This window comes from Haloarcula sp. Atlit-7R (genome assembly GCF_003666065.1).
GTDB lineage: Archaea > Halobacteriota > Halobacteria > Halobacteriales > Haloarculaceae > Haloarcula > Haloarcula taiwanensis.
Window position 1 is genome coordinate 219,040 of sequence record NZ_QXIK01000001.1, and the last position, 12,963, is coordinate 232,002.

A 12,963-nucleotide genomic window follows, 5' to 3' on the forward strand; every position below is an offset into this window, starting at 1 on the left:
GGTGAGCGAAGCGAACCGTGGAGTAACGGGATGAACGGCGAAGCCGTGAGGCGCGACCGTCGGGAGCGGTTCTCGGTAGACGACGGGCGACCATCGTGAGCCGTGACGTGCCGTATCTGGGTGAGGATGGGTACCCTCACCGGGCGTGCTGCTGTGGCCATGCGAACAAGCACCGGTTACCGCGGCGTGAACAATCGTCTGTATATTTGGTTCCATATTACAAACTTTGTCGCATGAGCCAGGGACACACCGTCTCTCGCGTCTCGGCGGTGGCGAGGTACAGATGGGTCGCTGGCAGTGCAAGCGGGCTGGTCGCCGGCGTCGGCATGGGGTCGTGTTCCACGCGGGGCGAACCTCATGCCGTTCGTCGGGGCGCTGTACGGCTGGCCGACCGTCGTCGGCGGGTGGGTCGTCCACCTGCTGCACAGCGTCTTCGCGGGCCTGTTGTTCGCGTTCGTCGTCTCCCGGCCGGTGTTTCACGGCCAGATTGCATCCGTCGGTGAGAGCGTCGCGGCCGGCGTCGCCTTCGCCGCCGCCATCGGCCTGCTCTCGACGGGACTCCTGCTTCCGGTGTCGATGAGCGCGCTGGGGGTCCAGTCGTTCACCGAGCCGCTGGTCCCGCTGCCGGGCCTGCTCGGGAACTTCCTCGTCGTGGCGTCGCCCATCTCGTGTACGGCCTGCTGCTCGGCTAGACCTACACCGCGGTCAGGGCGCGCGACGACCCGGAGCGCGTGGCGAGCGGGGCCTGACAGTGGCCGACGTGCCGTCGGCCGACGGGCACGAAGCCGGCGCGTCGCCGCTTTCGTCGCCGCTGGCCGGCGTCGTTGGGTCTCGAAACGGAACCCTTGTTAGCCGCCGACACCGTTGTTTCCTCAATGACCCACGACTCGCCGCCAGTCCGCCGTCTCGCGGACTGGGACCACGAGCGCCTGGAGGTAGTCGCCGCCGAGTACGGCACGCCGCTGTACGTCGTCGACCTCGACCGGGTCGCAGCAAACTACAAGCGGTTCGCTGCGGCGTTTCCCGACGCCCACGTAATGTACGCCGCGAAGGCCCACACTGGGCAGGCCGTCCTCTCGAAACTGCTCGAAGCCGGGGCCGACATCGAGTGTGCCGCCTGGGGCGAACTCCAGCGGGCCATCGACGCCGGCGCGGACCCGAATACGCTCCAGTACACGGCTGTCAACCCGCCGGATCGCGACCTCGACCGTGCCGTCGAGCTGGCCACCGAGAATCCCGGGCTGACGATTACAGGAGGTGCGCGGGACACCTTCGACCGCCTCGAAGAGCGGGGCTACGACGGACGGGTCGCCATCCGCATCAACCCCGGCATCGGCACGGGCCACCACGAGAAGGTCGCTACCGGCAAGGACGCGAAGTTCGGCATCCCCTACGACGAGGTCCCCGAGGTCGCCGCGGACGTACGCGAACGGTTCGATCTCGTCGGTCTGCATGCCCACGCCGGCAGCGGCGTCCTCCACGACGACCTAGACGACCACTGCCGGGCCATCGGGAAGGTCGCAGACATGGGTCGGGAGGTCATCGCCGACGGCGCGGCGCTAGACTTTGTCGACTTCGGCGGCGGCTTCGGCGTCCCGTACCGCGAGACGACCGAGCCGCTGGACATGGACGTGGTCGGCGAGAAGGTCCGCGAGGCCGTCGGCGATCTCGACGCGCAGGTCAAACTCGAACCCGGCCGCTACGTCGTCGCCGACGCCGAACTGATTCTGACCGAGGTCAACACGATCAAGGAGACGCCCGCGGCGACGGTCGTCGGCGTCGACGCCTCGCTGGCGACGCTCATCCGGCCGGCGATGTTCGGCTCCTACCACCCGATCCGGAACGTCACCGCGCCGGACCGCGAGGCCGAACCGGTGTCCGTGGGCGGCCCCTGCTGTACGAGCGCCGACGTGTTCTGCACTGACCGGCCCGTCGCCCGACCCGAGCGGACCGACCTGCTGGCAATCGGCAACGCCGGCGCATACGGTTACGAACTGGCGAACCAGTTCCACTCCCAGCCCCGGCCAGCGGAGGTCGGCTTCGAGGGCGGCGAGACGCGAGTTGTCAGGAAGCGCGAGACACTGGCGGACGTGACCCGCATGGAACAGTAATGTCGTTCGACATCCCCTCGTTCCACCGGCGGGCCGTCGAAACGCCCTCCCACGAGCGCGTCGACGAGATGCGCTCGCTGCTGGTCGACACGCTGGAAGACGCCGGCGAGTACCCGGAGATAGACGACCTCGGCAACGTCATCGCCTCGCGAGGCGATCCCGACGGGACCCACATCCTCCTCAACACGCACATCGACACCGTGCCGCCGCATCTGCCCTACGAGCGGCGGACGGAGCCGCCGGGGCCGGGCGAAGCCGTCGACGGCACCGGCGGCGACGGTGACGGCGACATCGTCTGTGGCCGCGGGGCCTGTGACGCGAAAGGGCCACTCACGGCCCTGTTGGACGGGTTTCTCACCGTCACGCCCGACGACGGCCGGGTCACGCTGGCGGTTTCGACAGACGAGGAGACCACCCAGACCGGCGGGGCACACCTCGCCGAGACCGTCGACGCCGACGGCTACATCGTCGGCGAGCCGACCGGGCTCGACGTGTGTACGGCCGCCCGCGGGCAGTTCGAGGGGACCGTCACTATCCACGGTGAGAGCGCCCACGCCGCCGACCCCGGCAGCGGGCAGAACGCGATTCGGGCCGCCGCGCCGGTTCTGCAGGCGATGGAGGCATACGATGAAAAGAAAGGCCCCGGCGAACACGAGACGCTCGGCCACCCCATCCTCACGGCGTCGATGATAGAGGGCGGCGAGGCGACCAATCAGGTCCCGGCCGAATGTACCATCACATTCGACCGGCGCAGCGTCCCGCCGGAGACGAGCGAGACCTTCTGTGGCGACCTGCAGGCCCACCTCGAACAGTGGCTTCCGGAGTCCATGGGCCTCACCGTGGACCTCATCCGCCCGGACACGCCGTTCCCCGAGGCGTTTGCGACCGACACCGATGCGGAACTGGTCCGCACACTACAGGACGCCAGCGGCGGCGCAGTTCGGCAGTTCGGGGCCGCGACGGAGGCCTCGTACTTCGCCGAACACGGCCCGACCGTGGTGTTCGGCCCCGGCGACCTGGGCGACGAACTGGGTGCTGTCGCTCACTCGAAACGCGAGTACGTCCGCCTCTCCGATGTGCGAACTGCCGCACGAGCCGTGCGGGAGACGGTCGAACGACTTGTCTGAGGCGGCAAATTAGGACCTACGCCGACCGTCGCTGGACGGGGTCAGGGAGCGCTGTCGTCGCGTCTTCGTCTGTCACGCTATCGAACTCTTCGTAGTAGTCTGAAGTAGCCTGAAACGCTGTCGGTTTCAGCGGGACGATGACGTCGTCCGTCCACCGCTGCACCTCCTCAAGCACGTCCGGCGGCGCGACAGGGGCAGCGGCGATAACCTCGTTCGCACCTGCTTTCCGGAGACGCTGGATTGCGACGCGCATCGCCGCACCCGTCGGAATCCCGTCATCGACCAACAACACCCGTTTGCCGGCCACGTCAAGCGGCCCCCACGTCTCGCCGTAGTCGACCGCCCGTGACTCGACAGTGTCGCTCGCGTGAATCTTCGCCTCCTGAATGTACTCCCAGTTCACGTCCAGAAACCGCATCATCGGGCTGTTGATCCACGAGAAGCCACCCGGCGCAACGGCCCCGAGAGTCAGTTCTGGATGGTTTGGGGCCCGTATGCGCTGTATTACAATGACGTCCATCGGGAGCCCAGTTTCGTCAGCGACCACGGTGCCGACAGGGACACCGTCCGGTGCGAGCGTGACGACGATATCGGCGACGGCATCCCGCCGGCGCAGCGCAGCCACGAGCTGTTGCGCCGCATCCGAGCGGTCTGTGGACATACCTCATCATATGGAGTCGTACATCCTAATCATTCCGGTCAGTGGTCACCGTGACTGGCGGGTGAGCAGTCAGTGGCGTTCTCGGGCTCAGTCCTGCGGTGCCGGCTGGTCTGACTCCGGCCCAAGGTCTAGCGTCTCATCGACCTGTGTGTACGTCAGGACGAGTCCAACGAACGCGAGCGCGGCCCCGGCGGTGAAGGGCGTGCTGAACGAGCCGACGTTGTACAGCAGGCCCGACGCCAGCGGCCCGATAGCGACGCCGAGGCCGAACGCCATCGTCAGGACCGACAGCGTCGTTCCGGACCCGCGTGCGCCGGCCAGATCACCGGCAAGGGCAAGGGACGGAGCGAACACGAGCGCGACGGCGATGCCCTGAACGAACCGCGCCAGGAGCATGCTCCACGGTCCTGTCACGACACCCTGTGCAAACACCGACGGAACAAGGATGACGAACCCGGCGACGATGAACGGTCGCCGACCGAACCGGTCGCTCGCTCGGCCGATGGGGACCTGAAAGACGACGTTCGCGATGACGACGGCAGCAAACTGGACGCTGAAGAACAGCGTCGACTCGTCCAGTCGCATCCGAATCGGGCCTTCGAGGGTGGCAAACAGCGCGATAGTGGATGCCATCATGAACGTCCCAACGCCGAGGACGAACACCGAATCCAGCCCCTCGCCTTCCCGGTCGAAGACGGCTATCGAGAGGTCCTTGCCCGCGTCGGCCTCGAACGGCGGGTCCCGAATCAGCGCCCAGACGAGGGCAAAGCTCACAACAGCGCCCAGTACGGCGATAGCGAAGGCGGCGGTGAAGCCAGATACCGCAGTGCCGGCGATTCGGTAGGTCACCACGTCGTTCGCCGCGAGTCCGCCGGTGATGACGACACCGGCGATAATCGGTCCGAAGCCAAAGCCGATGAGCCGAAAAGTGTTGAACACGCCGAAGTTCCCGCCGCGCTCGGCGTCACTCGCCGCGTAGTCGTTGACCAGTGCGACCGTCGCCGGAATCGTAAAGGCTGCACCGAGGCCCTGGAACGCCCGCGCGGCAAGCACCGTCCAGTACGAGGAGAGGAACGGGTAGGCCGCGCTACCGATGGCGAACAGCACCAGTCCGGTGAGGACGAACACCCGGCGCTTGCCGGTCCGGTCCGAGAGCCGCCCGGTGACGGGCTGGCCGAAGCTATTCAGCAGGCCAAACAGAGACAACACCAGCCCGATGAGCGTCTCTGTCTGGAGCGTGAATCCGAATATCTGCTGGCCGGCAATGCCGGCGAGAGACACTTGACCACTGGCGATGTACAGGGGGAGGACGATGATGAGAAACGAGTTGCCGAGCGCGTCTGCCATCCGGGCGAACGCCAGCGTCAGGACCCGCGTGTCAGTGCCGAGAACCATCTATCACTGACGAAGGCGGCCACACTCGTGATAGTTGCGTTCGCCGCGATGGGACGTGACAACATGAAAACGGCGGCAGAGTAGCGATTCTCAGCTGTCGTCGGCCTGCTGCTCCGCGATGCCAGTGTAGTCGGTCGGCGTCAGCGCTTCCAGTTCCGCCCGCACGTCGTCGCTCACGTCGAGGTCCGCGAACATGTCGTGGAAGTCCTCGATGGTAACCTCCCGGCCCCGTGTTGCCTTTTTGACCTGCTCGTAGGCGTCGGCGTACCCCTCGCGCCGGAGGATCGTCTGGACAGCCTCGCCGATGATTTCCGGCGTGGCCGCGAGGTCGTCGGCCATCACCTGCTCGTTGGGGACGACCTTCGCCAGCCCGTTCTGGCACTTACTGTAGCCGATGAGACAGTGGGCGAAGGCGGCCCCGATGTTGCGCTTGACCGTCGAGTCCGAGAGGTCCCGCTGGAGCCGGGAGTTCGTGACGTAGTCCCCGAGGAACACGAGATCGGAGTTCGCCTTCGAGAGATTCCCCTCGCTGTTCTCGAAGTCGATGGGATTGACCTTGTGGGGCATCGTCGAGGACCCCGTTTCGCCCTCGACGGCCTCCTGCCCGAGGTAGCGGTCCGAGACGTACAGCCACACGTCGAGGTCGAGGTCCAGCAGGACGTTGTTCGCGCCACGGAGGGCGTCGAACAGGACCGCGAGGTCGTCACAGGGGTTGACCTGCGTCGTCAGCGGCTCGTGTTCCAGGCCGAGGTCGGCGACGAAGTCCTCGGCGAACGCCGGCCAGTCCACGTCGGGGTAGGCGGCGACGTGGGCCGCGTAGGTCCCCGACGCGCCAGCCAGTTTCCCGGAAAGACCCTCTGCAGCGCGTTCGACGCGGGTGATAGCCCGCCCCAGTCGGGAGGCGTAGACGGCCATCTCCTTGCCGAACGTCGTCGGCGTCGCGGGCTGGCCGTGCGTGCGGGCCAGCATCGGCATGTCGGCGTAGGTGTGGGCCATCTCCACGAGCGCGTCCCGAATCTCGCGGAGTTCCGGGACGAGCACGTCCTCGGCGGCGGGCTTGACGAGCAGCCGCTGGGCGAGGTTGTTCACGTCCTCGCTGGTCAGCCCGAAGTGAATCCAGTTGTCGGCGTCCAGCCTCTCTGGCATGCCCAGCCGGATGAAGTACTCGATGGCTTTCACGTCGTGGTTGGTCGCCGCGTACTCGCCGTACCCTTCCGTCTCCAGTTGCTTGACGACGGCGGCGTCCTCGTCGTCGAACTCCTCGTACAGCGCCCGGAGCGTCGCGCGCTGGTCGTCGTCGATGGAAAGCGGCGTGGCGTCGAGGTCCGCGAGCGCGATGAGATACTCGACTTCGACTTCCACGCGGGCGGACATCAGCGCCCGCTCGCTGGCGTACGGGACGAGCGGTTCGGTGTAGCGGGCGTATCGGCCGTCGAGCGGCGAGACGGCGGCCAGTGGCCCTCTGTCGGTCATACCCGAGTGTGCGCGGGAGGCGAGAAAAAGCGTGTCGTTCTCCTGCAACCGTGACGCGCTGCGGCAGCGACGCGTGACGGCGAAAAAGAGAGAGTCGGGGTTCGGGTGAGGGGAGAGTCGCGCCGTCAGTTGCTGAACTCGTTGCAGACCGGGATACCGACCGTGTTGTAGTCACTCATCGCGGCCAGTTCGTCGGGCACTTGATGGATGTCGACCGTGTCCTCGACCAGCGCGGTCGGGTCGAGTTTGCTCGATTCGACCATATCGAGCATTTCGCTGTACCGCGACGGCTGGAGGCCGAGCGACCCTTTAAAGTCGATTTCTTTGGCGACGAACTCGTCGGTCGGGAGCGGCACCATCCCCTCCTCCTCGCTGGTAGTGAGTCCGATCTGGACGTGCGTACCGCCTTTCCGGAGCGAGTTCACCGCGTTCTGACACGTCGTTGCAATACCGAGGGCATCTGCGGATACGTCGGCCCCGCCGTCAGTGATATCTCTGACCTCTTTCGCGGGGTCATCGACCTCCTGTGCGTTGACAGTGGCGACAGCGCCGAGGTCTTCCGCGCGCTCCAGTTTCTCGTCCATCAGGTCCACCCCGATGACGTTGCCGCCGAGGGCGTTCGCGATGTGAACCGCCGAGAGCCCGATGCCGCCGCAGCCGTGGATAACCACGTCGTCGCCGGCACTGACCGGTGCGCGGTGGGCCATCGCGTGGAACGAGGTCATGAACCGACAGCCCATCCCGGCGGCCGACTCGGCGTCGATACCGTCCGGGAGCGGAACGGCGTTGAGGTCGGCGTTGGGAATGTGGACCTCCTCGGCGAATGCGCCGGGGGCCTGATTCATGAATCCGAGACCGATGTGGTTCTCACAGATGTTTTCGCGTCCGTTCCGACAGAGGTCACAGCTCCCGCAGGCGAAGTTGAACGGGATCGCGACCTCCTGTCCTTCCTCGATGTTTTCGACGTTCTCGCCGACAGAGACGATTCGGCCTGTCGGCTCGTGACCGAGGACGTGTGGCGGGTCAGGCCGGTAGCCGAACCAGTCCCAGTCCCCCTGCCAGCAGTGCCAGTCGGACCGACAGATACCACAGCCGATGACCTCTGCGACAGCGCCGTCCGGCTCCGGCTCGGGGCGTTCGACATCCTGTACTGTCAGCGGTTCCTGAAACTCTTCTAGTAGTACTGCCTGCATCACAGTACTAACATTGAGTATCTTACTAATGAATATTATGGTTTTTAGACTATAGGAACAATCTGCGACGGAGCTACTGAAGCGGCAGTTTTGAGAGATATAGTGCTCGCAGAATAAGGCCAATTTCCGTTTAATTCCACACCCACAACGGCCAGCTCCGATACAACGTGTCAGGAGTTTCGACGGTCGCTCACGCCGAAATACCTTCGAGAGAGTGAGGACCTGGTCCCACTAGCGGGTAAGCTTCAACTCAGCCAGCCGTAGTCGCCATCGGCATCGCCAAAGCGGCCGTCCGGCGGATCGAAGCGGTAGAGGTCCTGTCCGAGTGCGACCCACGCGAGGCCGTATGCAGTTGCCGTCGCAGGCTGGACCTCGAATCCGAGGAACGCGATAGTCCCGAGGCCCAGCGCCACGCCAAGCCACGGCGGCTGAATCCGCGTCCTGACGAGACCGGCGGCGACCAGCAGTGACCCGCTGACCAGCACGAGCACGCCGATTCCGATGATTGCCTCGCCGTCGCCGGAGAGGAGACGGACCAGTTGCCCGGCCGCGAAGCCGAGACCGCCGAGGCCGCCGGCCCACGCGCCGACGGTCCCGGGTCGTTTCATCCGTGCACCGTAGAAATCCTCGATGGCATAGTGGCCGGCCACGACGCCGAGTGCGGAGACGATGGTTCCAGCGATAATCGGCAGGCTCGTGGCTGTCTGGCCGGTCGCGGACAGCGCCGCGGCCCAGCCGATCCAGACGATACCGCCAACGGCAGCGACCGCGCCAGCGCGCTGACACCGAAGCTTCGCCATACGGGCGAGTTGGCGGCGGGCTACAAATGCGCATCGGACCGATAGACACCGACACCATGGACATAAATAGCGTGGCTCGGTCGCATACCACAATATTCCGAAGGGGGTTTCGCAACAACTTTGCACCGGCCGGTCCGTCGGTCGCACATGAAACTCGCCGGTATGGCCAGCAACCGCGGCCGGAACCTCATGAACATCGCGGACCGCGCCCCGGGTGGGGCGTCCTTCGCTGTCGTTCTGACGAACGACGCGGACGCGCCAGTACTGGAAGCAGCAGCCGAGCGCGGCATCCCAACCGAGGTCGTCGAGCGCGACGGTGACGAGTCGCGCCAGTCCCACGAAGAGCGCGTTCTCGACGCGCTCTCGGAGTACGACTTCGACCTCGTCACGCTGGACGGCTACATGCGCGTCCTCAGCGAGACGTTCCTGGACGAGACACCGACCGCGTTGAACATCCACCCGAGTCTCCTGCCGAACTTCACCGGAGCGAACGCACACGAACAGGTCCTCGACGCCGGTGTGAAGGTGACGGGCTGTACCGTCCACGTCCTCGACGAGAGCGTCGACGGCGGCCCCATCGTCACGCAGGAACCCATTCCCGTCTTCGAAGGTGACGACGAGGACAGCCTCAAAGAGCGCGTGCTCTACGAGGGTGAGTTCACCGCCTACCCCCGGGTCATCGAGTGGTTCGCGGAGGGCCGCGTCAGTATCGACTGGGACGAGGGCACGGTCTCAGTCGAGGGCGACGACGGCGGCGACTTCCCCGCCCGCCGCGTCGTCTCAGACGATCTCGACGCAAGCCTGCGCTACGGGGAGAACCCACATCAGGACGCCGCGCTGTACGCCGACACGACCGTTTCAGAGGCCAGCGTCGTCCACGCCGACCAGCTCAACGAGGGCACGAAGGCCCTGTCGTACAACAACTACAACGACGCCGACGGCGCGTTGAATCTCATCAAGGAGTTTGAGGAGCCCGCCGCCGCGGTCATCAAACACACAAACCCCGCGGGCTGTGCGACCGCCGACACCGTAGCTGACGCCTACGAGAAGGCCCTCTCGACGGACCCGATGAGCGCTTTTGGAGGTATTGTCGCGCTGAACCGCGAATGTGACGCCGCCACCGCCGAGCAGATTATCGACTCCTTCAAGGAAGTCGTCGTCGCGCCCGGCTACACCGACGCCGCGCTAGACGTCCTCTTCGAGAAGGAGAACCTCCGGGTTCTTGACGTGAACGACAACTTCGAGGTTACGGACACGCTGACTGAGAAGCCCCTCGTCGGCGGCCGACTGGTCCAAGAGCGTGACACCCAGCACCTCTCGGCTGACGACCTCGAAGTCGTCACCGAGCGCGAGCCGACCGACGAGCAGATCGAGTCGATGCTGTTCGCCTGGCACACGCTCAAACACGTCAAATCGAACGGCATCCTCTTCGCCGACGGGACGGAGACGGTCGGCATCGGCATGGGGCAGGTCTCCCGTGTCGACGCCGTCCGACTCGCCGCGATGAAAGCCGACGAACACGCCGAAGGGAAAGACGCGGACGGAGCTGTGATGGCCTCCGACGCCTTCTTCCCGTTCCCGGACGGTATCGAAGAGGCCGCCGCCGCCGGTATCGAGGCGGTTATCCAGCCCGGCGGCTCGAAAAACGACGAGAGCGTCATCGAGGCCGCGGACGAACGCGACATGGCGATGGTGTTCACCGGTCAGCGGTCGTTCAGACACGACTGACCAAGAGAAACGAGTGTCTGAACCCCAGTGACGAGTACTGCAAGGCTATCGGTGGCTCACGGCTGAGGGCGGACTTTTTATGATGTGTCGCCGGGCTGACTGTCGGCAACGAAAGAGGTTTCATACCGGCTATTGAACGGGCGACTGATGGCAGACAACGACGACAGGGAGGAGGCTGTCCGCGATGCCGTGGACGTCTCTCGAAGCGGTGCGCCGGCAGGTGGCAGCGTCATCCGTGACCGGTTCTCCGCCGACGAAATCTTCCAGCGTATCATCGTCGCGGCCGACGAGGAGGTGACGTCCGGAACCCGGGAGCTCTTTTTCAGCGGACTCGCCGGCGGCTTCGCTATCACAGTGACGTTCCTGCTGTACGCGTCGCTGTACGGCACGACCGGTGGCGACCCGATACTAAGTGCGCTGCTGTACCCACTCGGGTTCATATTTATTATTCTCGGGGATTACCAGCTGTACACCGAGAACACGCTCCCGCCGGTCGCGCTCGTCCTCGAGCGGCTATCGAGCCTCCCGTCGCTGCTTCGCATCTGGGGTGTCGTGTTGCTTTCAAACGTCTTCGGCGGCATGCTCGGCGCACTCGCACTGGCGACGACGAACGTTCTCTCCGCCGACGCGGCGGCGGCCGCCGCCGGCTTCGCGGAGAAGGCCATCGAGACATCCCAGATAACGCTGTTCTCGAAGGCGGTGTTTGCCGGCCTCATCGTCGCTGGCGTCGTCTGGGTCGACTACTCGCTACGGGACAGCATCTCGCGGCTCATGTTGATCTACATCTCGTTCCTTGCGATCCCGTTTGGAAACCTCTACCACGTTGTCGTCTCTGCGACGGAGATGTTCTACCTGGTGTTCATCGGCGAGCTGGCACTGTCCGTCGGTCTCTGGCAGTTCGTCCTGCCGGTACTTATCGGTAACTCCGTCGGTGGTGTCGTCCTCGTGACCGTCGTCAACTACTTCCACACGACCGAGCGACGACTCGAAACGGCGCGGGATGAAGGGTCCAAGCGCCAGCTCACTATCCGGGAGTGGATCTGGGGTGGGTGGTCCGCCTCTGGCCGCTCGTACGTGCCGGCAACTGAGGAGATCCCCCGAAGCGATCCGGAATCGCGAGAGAACGAGCGCTGACACAAACCATTTCAACGCCCTCCGGCTATCGTATGTGTGAACTGGGTGAGAGATAACCGCCTGCTGCTTCTGTTTGCCGCTGTCGTTCTGACGACACTGGGGGCTGTCGGGCTGGGAATCGTCGGTGTCGTCGCGACAGTCGGAGCGCTTCTCGGCGGCGGCGCGGTTGTCCAGACCGTCGCCGGATTCTTGCTTGGCACACTGTTACTTGTGGGCGTCGACATCGTTTTTTCAGTCGCGCTGGTCCGTGCGCTGGCCCGGCGGGCGTCGGTGCCGAAGAGCCAGCGCGTCGCTGATGGACTCGCCCGTCTCGAAGCCGTCGTCCCACCGCTCGCGTCGTTCAGTCTCTCGGACGTGTTCGCACCGCCGGAGCCGACCGTCGAGGAGCGACACGAGGCGTTGACGCGCCGGTACGTCGAGGGGGAACTCTCTGAGGCCGAATACGAACGGGAACTGCGGACGCTTCTCGACGAAGACGAGGACCCGGGGATGGAACCGCAAGACGCCGCCGATATCGAGACCGACCTATCGCGGACCTCGGCGACCGATGCCGAGTACGAACCGGCCCGGGAGTAATACTGAGCGGGTTTTACATGCTCGCCCGACGACTGGTCGAATATGGACACACCTACGTTTCTCGAGGTCGAGGTGGAGCGGGACGCCGTCGCCTCGGTGCTTGACGCCGTCCCCGGCGTCGCTGTTGTCGACGACGCCACTGCTGTCCCCGTATCTGGACTGGAAGGGCCGGATGGAGCCGAGGATTCCGGTCCCAGTCTCACGGACCGTCTCGGGTCGCTATGGCGACAGTGGGGGCTGCTCGGCACTGGGGTGTCGCTTATCGCGCTCGGCGCAGCGACGGCCGGGCTCTGGTGGTACCGCCGCCGAAATGCCGATGAAACTGCTGTCGAGAGCACCGATGAGGACACGTCGGGATGGGCCGCGGAACGTGCAAGCGAGACGCCACCACCGGCTGAGCCGACCGTCGACACGCCATCGCCGGCCGACACGGAGTTCGAGCCGCCAGCAGCGGTCGCAGAAGCCGAGGACACGCCGACTCCGGAGACACAGGAAACTGCGCTGGCCGGAGAGGAGCCACAGACGGAGTCCGGGTACCGGCAGCAGGACAGCGAGGAAGAGACCGAGCCGGCTGGCGTCACCAGCCCGGAGACCCAGACACCAGCGGAGGGGGAGCCAGAGGAGACGGACACGGCAGACCGACCAGGTGCGAAGATCGACCCGGCACCGCTGCTGGGTGCCGCGTTCCTGATTCTGTCGAGCGCGCTCGGTCGGTGGGCCACGCGCGACCGGAGCGAACAGGCGTAATTGTCGCTGCGAGGCCGT

13 protein-coding genes are annotated in these 12,963 nt (G+C 65.4%); 7 read left to right on the top strand and 6 right to left on the bottom strand.

From position 1 onward, the window contains the following. Positions 1–217: 217 nt before the first annotated feature. Complete coding sequence (locus D3D01_RS24760; RefSeq protein ID WP_255410215.1) at positions 218–343, bottom strand: hypothetical protein; 126 nt, start codon at positions 341–343, stop codon at positions 218–220. Between the two features lie 14 nt (positions 344–357). Here D3D01_RS24760 and D3D01_RS01160 point away from each other — a divergent pair, with 14 nt between their 5' ends. The 3 genes from D3D01_RS01160 to D3D01_RS01170 are packed head-to-tail and all read left to right on the top strand — an operon-like array spanning position 358 to position 3,238. After that, on the top strand, positions 358–852 hold the full coding sequence (locus D3D01_RS01160; protein WP_233563191.1) for a hypothetical protein: 495 nt from the start codon (positions 358–360) through the stop codon (positions 850–852). Between the two features lie 23 nt (positions 853–875). Next, entirely contained in the window at positions 876–2,111 is a 1,236-nt protein-coding gene (gene lysA / locus D3D01_RS01165) for a diaminopimelate decarboxylase (RefSeq protein WP_121510974.1), read from the top strand. Then, entirely contained in the window at positions 2,111–3,238 is a 1,128-nt protein-coding gene (locus D3D01_RS01170) for a M20 family metallopeptidase (RefSeq protein WP_101349601.1), read from the top strand. Before lysA ends, D3D01_RS01170 begins: the two co-directional genes overlap by 1 nt. Positions 3,239–3,254: 16 nt before the next feature. Here the strand turns inward: D3D01_RS01170 and D3D01_RS01175 are convergent, their stop codons facing one another. The 5 genes from D3D01_RS01175 to D3D01_RS01195 form a co-directional block, all read right to left on the bottom strand. Continuing rightward, positions 3,255–3,899, bottom strand: a complete 645-nt coding sequence (locus D3D01_RS01175; RefSeq protein ID WP_121510975.1) for a phosphoribosyltransferase — start codon at positions 3,897–3,899, stop codon at positions 3,255–3,257. A gap of 87 nt (positions 3,900–3,986) precedes the next feature. Beyond that, entirely contained in the window at positions 3,987–5,294 is a 1,308-nt protein-coding gene (locus D3D01_RS01180; protein ID WP_101349599.1) for an MFS transporter, read from the bottom strand. 90 nt (positions 5,295–5,384) lie between these two features. Then, the gene (gene purB, locus D3D01_RS01185) at positions 5,385–6,767 is read right to left on the bottom strand and encodes an adenylosuccinate lyase (protein ID WP_121510976.1); all 1,383 of its coding nucleotides are present in this window, start codon (positions 6,765–6,767) and stop codon (positions 5,385–5,387) included. Positions 6,768–6,892: 125 nt separating this feature from the next. Continuing rightward, the gene (locus tag D3D01_RS01190) at positions 6,893–7,960 is read right to left on the bottom strand and encodes a zinc-dependent alcohol dehydrogenase family protein (RefSeq protein ID WP_121510977.1); all 1,068 of its coding nucleotides are present in this window, start codon (positions 7,958–7,960) and stop codon (positions 6,893–6,895) included. Between the two features lie 245 nt (positions 7,961–8,205). Continuing rightward, on the bottom strand, positions 8,206–8,760 hold the full coding sequence (locus tag D3D01_RS01195; protein WP_121510978.1) for a hypothetical protein: 555 nt from the start codon (positions 8,758–8,760) through the stop codon (positions 8,206–8,208). A 147-nt stretch (positions 8,761–8,907) separates the two neighbouring features. Here D3D01_RS01195 and purH point away from each other — a divergent pair, with 147 nt between their 5' ends. The 4 genes from purH to D3D01_RS01215 all read left to right on the top strand — a co-directional run bounded on the left by purH (position 8,908) and on the right by D3D01_RS01215 (position 12,945). Next, positions 8,908–10,488: a bifunctional phosphoribosylaminoimidazolecarboxamide formyltransferase/IMP cyclohydrolase gene (purH, locus tag D3D01_RS01200; protein WP_121510979.1), complete on the top strand. Its 1,581-nt coding sequence runs from the start codon at positions 8,908–8,910 to the stop codon at positions 10,486–10,488. Positions 10,489–10,635: 147 nt separating this feature from the next. Beyond that, positions 10,636–11,622 carry a formate/nitrite transporter family protein gene (locus tag D3D01_RS01205; protein WP_101349594.1) on the top strand — a complete coding sequence of 329 codons (987 nt, stop codon included), beginning with the start codon at positions 10,636–10,638 and terminating at the stop codon, positions 11,620–11,622. A 36-nt stretch (positions 11,623–11,658) separates the two neighbouring features. Further along, on the top strand, positions 11,659–12,198 hold the full coding sequence (locus tag D3D01_RS01210; RefSeq protein WP_121510980.1) for an SHOCT domain-containing protein: 540 nt from the start codon (positions 11,659–11,661) through the stop codon (positions 12,196–12,198). 42 nt (positions 12,199–12,240) lie between these two features. After that, entirely contained in the window at positions 12,241–12,945 is a 705-nt protein-coding gene (locus D3D01_RS01215; RefSeq protein WP_121510981.1) for a hypothetical protein, read from the top strand. Positions 12,946–12,963: the final 18 nt, after the last annotated feature.